A 14,475-nucleotide genomic window follows, 5' to 3' on the forward strand; every position below is an offset into this window, starting at 1 on the left:
TTGCCGGCGCTCGATCGGGCGCGGACATACACAAAAAAGAAGGAGACGTCATGAACATGACTGGTGTCAGGGCGGAAGTCCGACGCGAGTTCAGCGATCGCATTGTCGGTCCCGACAACAGGCCCAGTAAGCTCGCGCATTACACGGTGGCCGCCATGGAAGAGGATCTCTCCGTGCGCGGCTGGCCGGAAGGCCATCTGATCGGGTCCGTTTCAGAACTGCGGCAGCGCTTTGGGATGGGCCGCAAGGCCTGCCAGGAGGCCATCGCGATCATGGAAACACGGCGGCTCATCGATGTCCGGCGCGGTGTTGGCGGCGGCCTCTATGTCTCTCGTCCCGGATTGAACGACACCGCGGAAGCCCTGATTCTGCATCTCGTCCTCAGCCGCGCCTCCCCCCGCGCCCTTCGCGATGCACGCATCGTCGTTTGCCAGTTGGCCATCCGCTCGATCATCAACAGTCACGCACCTTTCGTGTATCGCGATGCCCCCACGATCGCAGGCACGGCACCCGGATCGAACTTTCATCGCCAACTCGCGCATGCCTCTGGCAATCCGGCCATCGCGTTCCTCATGGATATTCTGGAGGCGCTGCCTCTACGCTACGTGCGCACCACGCCGCTGAACCTGGTCGAACCGTCCGCGATCCACATTGCCCCCTTGGACAATGCGATCATCGACGCCACCCAGCACGGTGACGCGGAAACGGCATGCTGCCTGATCCGGGACCGTATACAGTTACTAGACATGGTGGGGGTGAATCGCCCCATGGACCACGTCCGCTTCGACCAGAGGACGACCTTCCTCGATATGAAAAAAGCGGCCGGCCGGCTGGCGGGATTGCTCGTCGAGGAAATTCTGGCGCATACGGCGTCTGCTTCATTCAAGCTCGGGTCCGAATGGGAAATAGGCGCACGCTACGGATACACCACCGAGGTTGTACGTCCGGCCCTGCGCATGCTTGAGGATCTCGGCATCGTTACCTGTTGCCGCGGGCGCAGCGGTGGGGTGATGAGCACTCCCCCCAAAATCGGGCCCGTCGTAAGGTTGATCAGTTCGGGCATTGCCAGCGGCGGCATCTCCGATGAACAGAACTTTGGATTGGCAAGCCAGCTCGTGATAGAAGGTGTACGCTTGGCCGCCGATCGTAACAAGCATGCGAATGAGCTGCCGGGCGAGGATCTGCCCTCTCAGAAAATTGACAAACTGACGGATCTTATCGACATCGAAAACAGGTTACTCGACATGATGGACAACACGATCCTGGCCATCTTCGTGCGAAGCCTGGCGCTGCAATGCCTGCTCGGCAAGACGCTGGCGGACCTTGCGCGATTTTCGGAAAGGCGCGCCTCGGCCACATATGCCTGCAACCTGGCCATCTCGCGCGCCATCCAAACGGGGGATGCGACGGCCGCGGTCAGGGCAGCCGAGCGCAAAAGCACATTGATGAAGGACGAAATAATGGGGGTTTCGTGAGTCTCGTCGATCGCGTGGTGCGCCGTGCCAATCCCCCTTCCGACTTACCCGATAAACTCGACCCTCCGCTATTGCGCATCGCGGGCGTCGTGGTCCTCGGCGCCTTCATGTCGATACTCGACACGACCATCGTCAACGTCGCGATCCGCGGATTGACCAAGGCCTTCCATGCGCCGCTGGAAACCACGCAGTGGATCTCGACGGGATATATGCTGGCCCTCACCACAATCATCCCCCTCGCCGGCTGGGCTGCAGACCGCTTTGGCACCAAACGCCTCTATCTCACATCCATCCTGCTGTTTCTGAACGGGTCCATATTGTCTGGTGCGGCCTGGTCGATGACGACACTGATCGTCTTCCGTGTCCTGCAAGGCTTGGGGGGTGGCATGATCCTGCCTGCCGGCATGACGCTTCTGAGCCAAGCCGCGGGGCCACAGCGTATGGGACGCTTGATGGGCATCGTGGGACTTCCCATCGTGCTCGGCCCCATCCTGGGTCCGACCCTCGGCGGATGGCTTGTGGACGACGTTTCATGGCGCTGGATATTCTTCATCAATGTACCGGTCGGCGCGATTGCGTTCCTTGCGGCCTATCATGTGCTGAAGCCCGACGAATCCAAACCGCACCACGCGTTGGACTGGCCAGGCTTGCTTCTGCTTTCACCGGGCCTGGCAATTTTTGTCTATGGCCTTGCGCGAACGACGGCAGCGGGCAACTTCGATTCGTTGATCGCGGATGGCTGTACGCTTGGCGGGCTGGCGATGATCGTTGGATTCATCCTGCATGCCCTGCATCGCGACGATGCGTTGATCGATGTGCGACTGTTTGGTGGGCGGACCGTTGGCGCGGTGGCCTTCATTACCTTCCTGTTGAGCGCCGTTGGTTTCGGCATATCGTTGCTGCTGCCTTTATATTTTCAAATGGCACGGGGTTATTCGGCTTTCACCACGGGCATGCTGGTTGCGGCCGAGGGGCTGGGTGCCGGCGGAGCAATGCCAGTGGCGGGCTATCTCGCCGACAAGATTGGCGCGGGGAAAGTGGTGTTGGCGGGGATAGCATGCATGGCGTTATCAGTTTTGCTATTGAGCATGATCGACGGTGCAATGCCGCTCTGGCAGATTGAAGGAATACTGATCCTCGAAGGACTCGGGAAAGGCGCGACGATGATGCCTGCCACGAGTGCGGCCCTCAGTACATTACGAAAACACGAGATCGCCCGCGCAACGAGCGGGCTGAATGTCATCCAGCGTGCTGGCGGCGCCCTCGGCACAGCGTTGCTTGCGGTGATCCTGACGCACGGGATATCTCGTTTCGTCCCTGGCGCGGGTACCGGTAACTTGCACGCTGACGCAGGGCCGAGTGTGCCACGGGAGATTGCGTCAGCACTGGAACACGTCTTTCGTCACGCGTTTTTATGGTCGCTTGGCATGGTTGTATTGGCCGGTTGTCCCGCCCTGCTCCTGTTGCGTGGCCGCGCCGATGGTAAAAGCGATAAGCCCGCGGCTTCGATGCATTGACACGGCGTCGCACACCGCCGTGCAGCCTTTTTATTTGTGGGGTCGCGCAAATTTGAACTGCCCCCCAGAAGTTAGACAGTATGAGAGAGAAGGGCCAACGTGTCGATTAGACACGTCGGCCCTTTTGCATTTGGGTCAGCAAGACCTGGATAAAGCGCTGACCAACTCGCAGTGCGCCGCAGTCTGGCCTTGGCATCCGACGACCTGTTTAAGCGCACGTTGCATCCGCTGCAGATCACGTATTTTTCCCTGTATATCCTTCAGATGTTCGCGCGTCATGCGATCGGCATCGGCGCAAGGCCGATCCGGATGATGAACGAGCGCAAGCAGTTCGCGAATCTCGTCGATAGTGAAGCCGAGCTCTCGGCCGCGACGAATGAACGATAGTTGGTCCGCAGACGCCTTGTCATATTGGCGATATCCGTTGCCCGCCCGACTGGCGGCAGGCAAGAGTCCGACCTTCTCGTAGTAGCGAATAGTTTCGATGTTGACGCCAGACACCTCGCTCAGCGTTCCGATGGAATATATTTCAGCCATGGCTTGACCCTGTAGTGGCTACAGGGTTCAGGATACGCCTTTCAGAACCTCAGCGCGGGCGCTATGCCAGGAGATTGCTGCCATCATTGTGATGAGCCACCACGTGAATCGAGCGCCCAATATCGCAAATTGCTGTGGATCGCACTGGTGATCAATGGCGCTATGTTTGCCGTAGAGCTCGCATCTAGTTTTCGGGGCGAATCCGTTTCTCTTCTCGCTGACTCGCTCGATTTTCTGGGCGACGCGGCGAACTACGGTATCAGCCTCGCTGTTCTCGGAATGACTCTCGACGTTCGTGTGAAGGCATCGCGCCTCAAAGCTGCGTCCATGCTCGCTTTCGGCGTTTGGGTGTTGGCGTTGGCAGTATGGCATTTCACGACTGACCGGATACCAAATGTTCCGATCATGGGCGCCGTAGGATCGTGTGCGCTTTTAGCCAATGGCACCGTCGCGGCGCTTCTCTACCGATTCAGGGAAGGGGACAGCAACATGCGCAGCGTATGGCTGTGCACCCGTAACGACGCCCTCGGCAACCTGGCCGTACTACTCGCTGCGCTCGGCGTATTTGGGACAGGTTCGGCGTGGCCAGACCTCATTGTCGCTGCAACTATGTCGTTTCTAGCGGTGACCTCAGCGCTACGTATCATTAGGCAGTCCAACGAGGAGTTGCGAGGCTATCAACAGAGTCGATCAACCGCGCAGAATTAGGCCCGTTGCCGGTGCGTCCTTGGGAACGTACGAGGTGACGTAATCCGCATCTTCAAATCATCCACGTACTTTTAACGGTACTGAACAGGACTTAAGCCCTTAAGCTTCATTTTGATGCGATCGTGGTTGTAGTAGCGAATGTATTGCTCCTCGGCCCGTGAACTGTTGAATCCATTGCCCTGGACGACCCATGAGACACCTCCGAGAATAAGGTGTTGCGACGACCGGTTGAATCTACCTTTTTTCTGATCTGTCAGATAACGACGCCATACGACCGCGACTAATTATTACGTGTGGCTATCGATCAAACAGAACCAAATTCCGTCTTGAAACGATGTTGTCGATAGCATTCCACAGGCAGCAATAACCGAGACATATCGTTGGAATATTATTCTTCCAGTCATCCTGCCCGCCTGCGATTGCTATACAGCAACCGTGATCGGACGCTCCTCGACAACTGACAAGCCGTATCCCGAGATCGCGGACAAGCTGTGACGATGATTCGTCAACAGGATCATTTGCTGAACGCCGAGTTCAGCAAGCACCATCGCGCCGGCGCCGTAGTCGCGTAGCTCCCTGAGTTCCGCGTCCCGATCACCTTGGTTACGAAATCGAACCGTCGCGGCGAAGGCATCCGTTTGTGGCTTGTTGATAATCACCACGACACCGGCCCCTTCCTCCCCGATCATTTCCATCGACCGGGCGAGGTGACCCGATTCCGCACCTGCCTCACCAAAGGCATCAGAAAAAATAGACAGTGCGTGCATTCGTACGAGCACAGGCCGACTCGGGTCGATGATCCCCTTTACCAAAGCCACTTGTTCGGTCTTGTTGGCCTTGTTCCAGTATGCATAGGCCAGCCACTCGCCACCCCATTTACTCGTGAACGTCGTGGTTGCCTTGCGCTCGAGCAGATGATCGTGACGCAACCGATAGGCGATCAGATCCCGGATCGTGCCGATCTTCATATCGTGCCGCTGTGCAAACGCGATAAGATCGTTCATCCGCGCCATCGTGCCGTCATCCTTCATGATTTCGCAGATCACACCGGACGGGTTCAACCCGGCGAGACGTGCTACATCCACGGATGCTTCCGTATGACCGGCCCGGATCAAAACGCCGCCATCACGGGCTCGCAGAGGGAAGACATGCCCAGGGCTGGTGATATCCAACGGCCCCTTTGTGGGATCTATCGCGGCAGAGATCGTACGCGCGCGATCCGCTGCCGAGATGCCCGTGCTGACGTCTTCTCGCGCTTCTATCGATATGGTAAAAGCCGTTTCATGGCGTGTGCCGTTGGAACGACTCATTAGTTCAAGCTTCAGTTGTTCGACCCTCGACTCGGTCATTGCGAGGCAAATCAGCCCTCGACCATGCGTTGCCATGAAATTGATCGCGTCCGGCGTGGCCATCTGGGCCGGAATGACGAGATCACCCTCGTTTTCACGATCTTCATCGTCGACCAGGATGAACATGCGGCCATTGCGCGCTTCATTGATGATCGCCTGAGGCGAGGAAATACAGGATCGCGTTTCAGCGGACAGATTCATTTTTCTTGCATCATAGATGCCCAATCGGTAATCCTCATTGCGTCGGTGCCTGCCTCACGTTCGATGACATCATCAATATTGGCGCTACTCCCCGGGGGATATCGGCGAGTAGCCCAGGTTCATGGATCTAGAACGACATCATCAACTTCTCATTGAGGATCAGTGCCCTTGGCAGCTTCTCGCCCGCCACCGTTCCCGGATTCGTGATCAACGATGCCGTCGAGATCAAATAGATCCCCGGCCGTACGCGATACGAATATGAAATGGCGCCTTGCGTGGATACGGTGGAAGTATTGACAAGGCCGCGTGCCGCTTCGATCGCCTGCAAGTTACTACTTTCATAGCTCTTGCTGAAACCAACCGAGATCATGTCGTATGGGCGGCTCGCAAAAGGGCCGACATAGAACAGATTGACCGCATAATCCTTGGTAAACAAATTGCGATCGGAGGGCGCCGCGTCCACTTTGATATCGAGGCTCAATCCTCCTGGGTTGTTCGCATTCTTGAGGAGCTGCATGGTAAACCCGGCATACGCCGCATAGTTATTGCTCGCTGTCTGTCCATTGAATCTCGTATAGTCGGTTGTATTGTAAATAAAGCCGGCTCTCGCCCAGATTGTCTTGCTGTCTTTCGACACACCGGTTTTATAGCCAACTTCATTGATAAACAACGGCCCGGTATCCGGGGTCCGCCATCTGAAGCCCGTCGGATTTTCCGACAACTCTACAATTGCACCGGATGAACTGATACTCCGCGCCACCCCAAAATGGTAGTAAAAGTTCTTTGTCCACGGATCCCTGACAGTAACCTCCGCGGTAGGCGTGGGCGTGTAGACGCTCATGCCTACCAGCGCCGGAATGGAGCTTTGCAACCCCTGTGCGGCAGACCCTGCGTTCCCGGTGAGGTTCATCCCCACGAAGTCCTGCACGGTCAGCAGGTAACCAGCCTTCAACTCAAGTGCATTCCCAAACAATGGCACGCTGATAGCCAACGTGGTCATCGCCGGGTCCATCACGGGCGCCTCGCCCGTTCTACCGTTAGAAAAAATCTGAGAAGCGCTGCCGGTAAATTGCGAACCGAGGGGAAACCCGATACGACTCAAATCATAGGTAACGTAGATGTTCGTAATGGAATAGGCGCTAGCACGTTGCCCGGCGTAGTTTTGCGACCCAGACCGATAGCGGTTTAAAACGTCATACTCCGCCACAGGTGAAATCGATGCCTGTATACCCCAACCGGATTCGGCCAGCCAGGGCCGAAGGCCGAATAATTTTGGAAAGACGGTATCGCATGTAGATGGCAAGTAGATCGTGCTCATGATACGGGTATTGTATTGATCGTACTTTTGACAATCAAAGCTGCCCGTGGAAAGCGATCTTGACAGGTCGGGAACCGCCGACGATGGCGGTGCTTGCGCAACTGACATCTGCGATGCTTGCGTACTCTCAGATGTTTGTGCCTCCGCCACGCAATCGAATGTCCCGAGGAAAGCAACCAACGACGCCAGCGAGATGATCTTACGCCTCGACGGCGACAGTGATGCTGAGAGCCAATTCTGGTCCAAAGTCTCCTCCTTATTATTTATTTGGAAAGCACTTCTTGGTACCAGCGCTCATCATCAGCGCAGTGCCCCCAAAAAAATAGGTGCATCTATCGCGACGAGCAACCGGACCGCAGATTGCTCGTGGGCGACAAGGAGGAAAGCTTTTGTTACTTGAATTTTGTCAGATCGGCCGGCTCCAGCCTCGTATTCTCCAGATGTGATGTCTCGTATCAAGCGCCAGCTGTACCTCTGCGGTATCGAACGTTAGCGCATGTGGCATGAGATTTTTATTAAGATGCCGCGGATTGGAAAGCAACATGTGCGTTGTTCGCTCGTCCTCTTTGCTCGATGATTCAGACCAGAACGAATGCCGCGCTCACCATACCTTCTCAACGGCCGCGCTTAACAAGGGTTTACGCTCCTGTTGTAATTCGTCCTGTTCATGCAAATCGATCATCGCCGTGGCAGCATCTCATTGCAATGCAGCATGGCTCCTCACACGGGTTTGGTATCGGCATGCATGACGCGAACGTTGTCCGCGATCACTAGATCCATATCGGTCAACTGCTGGACTTCAGCTGGCGAGAAGCCAGGAGCCACTTCTTCCAGTACGAACCGGTTTCCGCGACGCACAAGCAAAGCAAGATCCGTGACGATCATATCGACGCATTGCGGCGCGGTAAGGGGATATTGGCACTCCCGTACCAGCTTTGCGCGCCCCTTGCTGTCGCTATGTTCCATCACGATGATGAGCTTGCTTCCGCCAGCGATCAGATCCATCGCGCCACCAATACCCCCTCCTACCTGACCGGGTACGCTCCAATTGGCAAGGTCGCCGTTTTGTGCAACCTGATACGCACCCAGCAGCACAGCTGATAGCTTGCCCGAACGCGCTACTTCGAACGACACGACACTGTCGAACAATGCGCCGCCGGGCCGCATCTCTATAAAACCGCCGGCGGCATCAAAGAGATCGGAATCCGGCACCCCCGAATCATCGAGTAGCTCGTAACCCAAGGCACCGTTCTCGGCATGGAGCGTAATGCTTCGCCCGCCGACATGCGAGGCCACCAAGGTCGGCAACCCGGAGCCCAGATTAACGTAACCATGCTCCGGCAATAGCGCCGCGGCGCGTTGCGCAAATTCCATTCGAGACAAGGCCGGCTTGCCAAAATACTCTCGCCGGCTATCCGGCGCTCGACGCCTGAGGGCACCCTTGGGTATGGCGATTTTCCTGGTCGTAAGCACGATACGGGACACGAAGATACCCGGCAAGCCGACGCGCTCGGGTGCGATGGTACCGGCCTCCACGATTTCCTCGACCTCGACGATGGCAACCCGCGCACCCTTTGCGAAGCTCGGATGGAAATGCGTGCTACTGCCGCGAAACTCGACGTTGCCATTCGTGTCTGCGCGAAAGCCTCGCACCAGTGCATAGTCAACCGGTAGAGCGTGTTCGAGCACATATTGTTTGTCGCCGAACTCGCGCACTTCCTTGCCTTTGGCCAGCGGGGTTCCGACAGTCACCGGACTGTAGAACGCCGGCAACCCGGCAGCAGCGGCACGCAGGCGCTCCACCAGAATGCCTTGCGGCACCATTTCAAGCTGTACCTCGCCGGCAGCGGCGCGTTGCTCAACAAGAGACGGAAATCCGGGCCTTGCTGAAAAGGATAGAACGACCTTGGCAATCTGCCCGTTCTCTAACAGTAGCTCCGGCCGAAATTCTCCGGCACCAAGCGAATTGGCAACCACGCATAGATCGCTCGCGCCCTGCTCCTTCAGCGCGATCACCAAACTGTTCGGATAGCTGTGTCCCACGCCAAAGCCGGCAATGGCGATAGTCGATCCGTTCGGGATGTCCGCTACTGCAGCCTCTGGCGAGGAAAAGATCTTTGTCATTATGTTATATCGGTAAGAAGTGGCCGGAAACGAAGCAAGGCAGCGTCATCCCCCGCATCGCAAAACACCGCTTTTAATGGCAGGCCGATTTTCAGTTGCGCAGGATCGTAGTCGACGATATTGGTCAGCACGCGCGGCCCTTCATCAAGGTCGACCAAGGCGAGCACATAGGACGGTGTCTCGCGATACGCCCCTTCGCCGCGGTGAACGATCGTGAAGCTGTAAACCGTCCCGCATCCGCTTGCCTCGAACCACTCGACCGAATCATGTCCGCACTCTGGGCAGAATTGCCGCGGATACCAGATGACAAAGCTACACCGCGGGCAACGCGGCAACATCAACCGACCGGCCTTCGTGCCATCCCAAAACGGCTTTGTCTCCGGGACCACGGGCGGCGCCGGCACCGGTAATTGGGGCGCATTCATGCATCACCTCGACCAAGAATCAACGTCGCGCTGCACAGCCGGGAGATACCCCCGCCCGTGCCATGCGCCAGTGCGACTTCACAATTTTTGACTTGTACTTCCGGATTGGCTTCACCACGAAGCTGACGAACCGCCTCAATGATCTTGACCATACCGCCCTGATAGCCTGGGTGGTTGTTGCACAATCCACCGCCATCGGTATTGACAGGGAGTTGACCGCCAATGCGCAACGCGCCGTCCGCAACGAACGCACCAGCCTGCCCCTTCTTGCAAAACCCAAGATCTTCCAGCGTCATCAATACGGTAATCGTGAAGGAATCGTAGATAGAGGCGTAATCGATATCATCCGTCGTTACCCCAGCCTCCTTGAAGGCCACGGGACCCGACCAAACGGCAGCGGTATAAGTCGCGTCCAGACGACCCGACATGGTGTGCTTGATCGCTTCACCGTGGCCAAGCACCTTCACCGACTGGCGCGTTAAGTCGGCCGCCACCTCCGGAGTCGTCACGATCACCGCACCGCCGCCGTCGGTAACGACACAGCAATCCAATCGTCGCAGTGGATCGGCAACGAAAGGCGATGCGAGCACCTCCTCGACCGTGACCGGTTTGCGCAGCAACGCGTTCGGATTGAACTGCGCATGAAACGCGGCCGCCGCCTTCACTTCGGCAAGTTGCCGGGCGGTGGTTCCATATTCGTACATATGGCGCTGTGCCGCCAGCGCATAGATACCGATATTGGTTTCGCCGTAAGGGGTCTCGAAAGCATACTCCGGCGTTTCAGGAGGTAGTTTCGCACCTCGAACGATTCCCCGGACACGCGCGCCTTGTGTCACCAGCGCGATACGGCACTTTCCGCTTGCCACCGCGAGCGCCGCATGACCGACGTGACAAAGATAGGACGATCCACCTGTAAAAGTCGAATCCGTATAGCGCAGATTCTTCAGGCCGATATATTCGGCTAGCGAGATGGCGCCGAAACCAAGCTGGCCATTGCAAAAAAAACCATCCACATCCTTCAGCGCGAGTCCAGCGTCAGCAAGGGCGCCCAGCGCCACTTCCGCATGAATTTGCGCCGCCGACCGATCTGGCAAGTCTCGGGCTGGGTGCTCATACGCACCGACGATAAACGCTTTTCCGTTCAAGCTCACGCACTACTCCACGGCACATTGCGATATCGCTAGAGTAGCGTCACAGGGCTATCGCTTCCAAGCACGCCGCGCAAGTGTCCGCCGTGTGAATCGACAGGCGAGAGTGGGTTGGAACAGCCTTCCGATTATCGCTTCGTGCAAGGATGCGCGGTTCCTTATCTCGTCTTCTGACGAAGCCCCGTACTCGCGGAAAACAAGCTGTCAATGACATCAAGATTGCGTGGATATCAGACAGTGTGTGAAACCGACTCGATCATCTCTCGCGCAATGCGATTGGCGGGACAATGCTTAAAACAGACCCGTTAACGTCAAAGAGGCTGCCCGAATCAACGGCACAGCCTCTCCTTTCAATCAATACCACCCTTCCCTGATCGTCGCTTAACAGGAGGATTCAACGATTTGAAGGAATGCACCTTATTGAGCGGCCTTCTCGGACTCGAAGCGTCTAATCAGGTCGCGCCGCCAAGCCCGGATGGCGGTGCCCGCATCATCAACGAAGACAGTGACGGCCGCGCGTTGGTGGTGCTCCGTCGCGGTCAGCAAGTCTGGGCTTATGTGAACCGTTGCCCGCACTTTTCGATTCCGCTCGATTTCGAACCCGGAAAGGTGCTGTGCTACCGGTCCCAGGTGGTGATGTGTGCGCACCATAGCGCGCTATTCAGATTCGAGGATGGGCGGTGCATCGAAGGTCCGTGCGAGGGCGCCACGCTGGAGGCGATACCGGTCGAAGTCGACACGTCGGGGTGGGTGGTGTTCGCCCGATAGCCGCTTCGCCATCGAAACGAGACGGCCTCGTGTCACCCGCTGATGCCCGTGCGCAATGCCATGATACGGCGTTGCCAACTCATTTCTGCAACGCAAGTGCGTGATATTTCCGCCCGTAATACGCCAGGCCCGAATGTTCGTCCGGGGCAATCCTCACCGCGGCGATAGCGCAGAGGAAAATACTGTGCGTCCCTGCCTCGACGGTCTGGACGATACGAGCATCAAAATTCACCAACGCATTGTCCAGCGTTGGCGCACCTGTCTCCAGCACGCTCCACTGATCGATCTGAAAGCGTTCCTGAACCGTTGCCGCACTTGCAAACGTCCTGGATACCTGTTCCTGATCTGCTGTAAGCACATTGACACATAGCACGCCATTGCCATTGAACACTGCGTGCTGGCGGCTATTTCGATTCATGCACACCAGCAGCATGGGAGGGTCGTCTGTCACGCTACAGACTGCCGATGCCGTGAAACCGCCACGGCCGGCAGGGCCGTCCGTGGTAATGACGGTTACCGCCCCGATGAGCCGAGACATGGCTTCGCGAAAGTTGAGTTGGTCAATCATCTTGGTGTCCGCGACGTATGGTGGAGATACTGCGCGGGCGTATGGATTTGAACGTACAGCGCGGCGATAGCAAGTACTGTCATGACACCCTCGGCAGATCTATCGCCGAGAGACATCGCGTCAGAACGGCCCACCCAGCTAAGGGAAGACTAGCGCGTGGAGAGACCATGGAACAAGTCCATCCCCCATGCTGTCCGGCGTGTGTATCGCCGATTCGGGTATACGCAGATGACGGCCCCGTTTCGGGCGTTTCCTGCCAGAAAAACTGATATCCCCAAAAAAAATCATGCGTCGTCCGCCACGCGATCGGACCACCGACGACACGCGGCTGGAACACACGGGACCGGGTGCCGGCATCTCCCGACGGTCCAAGATACACAGACCGGACAGCACCGTGCGCATGCTTGTTCATTGGCAGTCTCGCGCGCTAGTCTTCTTTCACCCAGTGCATACGCCCTATCCGTTGCTAAAAACATGTGAGAGAGACAATGAAGCTGCTGAGTTTTGAAGTGGACGGTTCGCAGAGGTTCGGTGTATGGGTCGGAGATGGTGTGGTCGACCTGACGCAACGCTTCGGGAGTCAATATCCCGATTTGCTGAGCGTGTTGCAAGCCGGGGTGCTGCCCGAGATCGCCGCGACAGTCAAGGACGTAAAACCCGACTTCACCGCGGAGCGCATTACGTTTCTGCCCGTCATCCCAAAGCCACCAAAGATTATCTGCATCGGCATCAACTACGAAGAGCATCGTACAGAGATCCAGAGGGAACCTACGCTCAAGCCACCGGTACTCGGTCGTTTCACTAATTCCCAAATAGGTCATCTTGGCGTGATTCCCGCTCCTCCGGAGTCCGAGAAACTGGACTACGAGGGAGAAATCGCCGTCATCATCGGTAAAGCGGGCCGACGCATTCCTCTGGATCAGGTCTGGACGCATGTCGCCGGTTATGCGCCGTACAACGATGCCTCGGTCCGCGACTGGCAGGGTCATACGCATCAATGGACGCCAGGCAAGAACTTTTGGCGTACCGGCGGATTCGGACCTTGGATGAGCACGGCCGACGAGTTCGGCGATGATCCCGAGCTGCATCTCAGCACGCGATTAAACGGCGTGGAGGTTCAGCGCGCGACGAGCCGGCAGATGATCTTTTCGATTGCCGAACTGATCACGTATTGCTCGACGTTCACGGAGCTCGAGCCGGGCGATGTCATCGTGACCGGCACACCAGGCGGTGTGGGCGTACGCCGCAAGCCACCGCTTTTCATGAAGGATGGCGACGTGGTCGAAGTGGAAATCTCGGAAATCGGCGTGCTTCGCAACGTCGTTGAACGCGAAGCGTAAGCAAAGCGCTTCCTCAGCTAATCGTAAAGGATAAGAATATTATGAATATCGGCATTCTGGGCGCTGGGAAAATGGCGCAAATGTTAGTACCCAAACTGGTGTCCGGCGGTCATCGCGTCATCATTAGCAACTCCCGGGGACCGGCATCGTTGCAGACCCTGGTCGAGCAACTGGGCCCGGGTGTACGCGCGGCGGACGCGAAACAGATGCTCGCCGATGCCGATGTGGTCATTCTCGCCACGCCATGGGAGAAAACATCCGCCGCGGTGGCCGCTGCCGGCGCATGGACCGGGAAAATCGTGATCGACACCACCAACAACCGCCGTGGTCCTCGCCCGGAGGATCTTATCGATATCGGTGGCCGCGGTTCCAGCGAGGTGGTCGCGGAGAAGCTTCCAGGCGCGCATGTGGTGAAAACCTTCAACTACGAACCGATTCCGGTTTTTGCCGCGGGTCTTCCGCCCGAGGGTGACAGCGGTGCGATCTTCTTTTCGGGGGACGATGCGCAAGCCAAGGCAACGGTGGCACAACTGATCCGAGACATCGGTGGTGAGCCGATCGATGCGGGTTCGCTGGCCGACGGAGGCAAACTGCATGGCATGGGAGGGCCACTTTCGCTCAAGATGAGATTGCTTGCCCCCAAGGAAGCGCAAGCGCTACTGAACACGGCGCGTCATGGCGATAAGTGACTAAACGGCGCATCGAGGCGCGTCGCAACGGTAGGTGCGGTTGTCAGGGTGGTGCACACCCGTTTGTGCCAGCCTGGGCCGCCGTTGCCGTACACCGTCGACTTGGCGTGAGCAACGCGACGAGGTTGACGCATTGTCAGATGGCGGGCGATCCATCATTCCGATAAGCCTCCGAAGAGGCGTGTGTCTGCGAATGATGGCATTGCGTTGCGTTATTGGCGGTGCGGCGCATGCCGTTGCGTTGTACCCTCCCCCATTCGCTCCGCCACGGCCTAGTGATGGGATAGACCTTCGTTTTGACTGGCAGA

The 14,475-nt window shown here is 57.4% G+C and carries 13 protein-coding genes and 1 pseudogene; 6 read left to right on the forward strand and 8 right to left on the reverse strand.

Features of this window, described 5'->3' with window-relative positions; genetic code table 11:
• The first annotated feature begins 50 nt into the window (after positions 1 to 50).
• Complete coding sequence (locus WM40_RS30315) at positions 51 to 1,475, forward strand: FCD domain-containing protein (protein ID WP_157685889.1); 1,425 nt, start codon at positions 51 to 53, stop codon at positions 1,473 to 1,475.
• Positions 1,472 to 2,992 carry an MDR family MFS transporter gene (locus WM40_RS21470; protein ID WP_169786171.1) on the forward strand — a complete coding sequence of 507 codons (1,521 nt, stop codon included), beginning with the start codon at positions 1,472 to 1,474 and terminating at the stop codon, positions 2,990 to 2,992. Before WM40_RS30315 ends, WM40_RS21470 begins: the two co-directional genes overlap by 4 nt.
• Before the next feature lie 135 nt (positions 2,993 to 3,127).
• On the opposite strand, the gene WM40_RS21475 is transcribed toward WM40_RS21470, so the two are convergent.
• The gene (locus tag WM40_RS21475; RefSeq protein WP_046153923.1) at positions 3,128 to 3,529 is read right to left on the reverse strand and encodes a MerR family transcriptional regulator; all 402 of its coding nucleotides are present in this window, start codon (positions 3,527 to 3,529) and stop codon (positions 3,128 to 3,130) included.
• 129 nt (positions 3,530 to 3,658) lie between these two features.
• On the opposite strand from WM40_RS21475, the gene WM40_RS21480 reads away from it, so the two are divergent.
• Entirely contained in the window at positions 3,659 to 4,237 is a 579-nt protein-coding gene (locus WM40_RS21480; RefSeq protein WP_330218170.1) for a cation transporter, read from the forward strand.
• 71 nt (positions 4,238 to 4,308) lie between these two features.
• Here the strand turns inward: WM40_RS21480 and WM40_RS30320 are convergent.
• The 6 genes and pseudogenes from WM40_RS30320 to WM40_RS21505 all read right to left on the reverse strand — a co-directional run.
• Positions 4,309 to 4,386 (reverse strand): annotated as a pseudogene (locus WM40_RS30320) (IS3 family transposase); the annotation flags it as partial.
• A 273-nt stretch (positions 4,387 to 4,659) separates the two neighbouring features.
• Complete coding sequence (gene ribB, locus WM40_RS21485; RefSeq protein ID WP_046153925.1) at positions 4,660 to 5,787, reverse strand: 3,4-dihydroxy-2-butanone-4-phosphate synthase; 1,128 nt, start codon at positions 5,785 to 5,787, stop codon at positions 4,660 to 4,662.
• 127 nt (positions 5,788 to 5,914) lie between these two features.
• Positions 5,915 to 7,255: a carbohydrate porin gene (locus WM40_RS21490; RefSeq protein ID WP_157685890.1), complete on the reverse strand. Its 1,341-nt coding sequence runs from the start codon at positions 7,253 to 7,255 to the stop codon at positions 5,915 to 5,917.
• Between the two features lie 570 nt (positions 7,256 to 7,825).
• Positions 7,826 to 9,229 (reverse strand): 3-oxoacid CoA-transferase, encoded by a 1,404-nt coding sequence (locus WM40_RS21495; protein ID WP_046153926.1) that lies wholly within the window; start codon positions 9,227 to 9,229, stop codon positions 7,826 to 7,828.
• Positions 9,229 to 9,654 (reverse strand): Zn-ribbon domain-containing OB-fold protein, encoded by a 426-nt coding sequence (locus tag WM40_RS21500; RefSeq protein ID WP_046153927.1) that lies wholly within the window; start codon positions 9,652 to 9,654, stop codon positions 9,229 to 9,231. The genes WM40_RS21495 and WM40_RS21500 overlap by 1 nt, the downstream gene beginning before the upstream one ends.
• The gene (locus WM40_RS21505) at positions 9,651 to 10,805 is read right to left on the reverse strand and encodes a thiolase domain-containing protein (protein ID WP_046153928.1); all 1,155 of its coding nucleotides are present in this window, start codon (positions 10,803 to 10,805) and stop codon (positions 9,651 to 9,653) included. The genes WM40_RS21500 and WM40_RS21505 overlap by 4 nt, the downstream gene beginning before the upstream one ends.
• A gap of 417 nt (positions 10,806 to 11,222) precedes the next feature.
• On the opposite strand from WM40_RS21505, the gene WM40_RS21510 reads away from it, so the two are divergent.
• Positions 11,223 to 11,570, forward strand: coding sequence for a Rieske (2Fe-2S) protein (locus WM40_RS21510; protein WP_046153929.1), 348 nt, complete (start codon positions 11,223 to 11,225; stop codon positions 11,568 to 11,570).
• Positions 11,571 to 11,649: 79 nt separating this feature from the next.
• Here the strand turns inward: WM40_RS21510 and WM40_RS21515 are convergent, their stop codons facing one another.
• The gene (locus WM40_RS21515) at positions 11,650 to 12,138 is read right to left on the reverse strand and encodes a flavin reductase (protein WP_046153930.1); all 489 of its coding nucleotides are present in this window, start codon (positions 12,136 to 12,138) and stop codon (positions 11,650 to 11,652) included.
• A gap of 488 nt (positions 12,139 to 12,626) precedes the next feature.
• Between WM40_RS21515 and WM40_RS21520 the strand changes: the two genes are divergently transcribed.
• On the forward strand, positions 12,627 to 13,478 hold the full coding sequence (locus WM40_RS21520; RefSeq protein ID WP_046153931.1) for a fumarylacetoacetate hydrolase family protein: 852 nt from the start codon (positions 12,627 to 12,629) through the stop codon (positions 13,476 to 13,478).
• Positions 13,479 to 13,516: 38 nt separating this feature from the next.
• Entirely contained in the window at positions 13,517 to 14,167 is a 651-nt protein-coding gene (locus WM40_RS21525; RefSeq protein WP_260843681.1) for an NADPH-dependent F420 reductase, read from the forward strand.
• Positions 14,168 to 14,475: the final 308 nt, after the last annotated feature.

This window comes from Robbsia andropogonis, assembly GCF_000970345.1.
In the GTDB taxonomy this organism is placed as follows: domain Bacteria; phylum Pseudomonadota; class Gammaproteobacteria; order Burkholderiales; family Burkholderiaceae; genus Robbsia; species Robbsia andropogonis.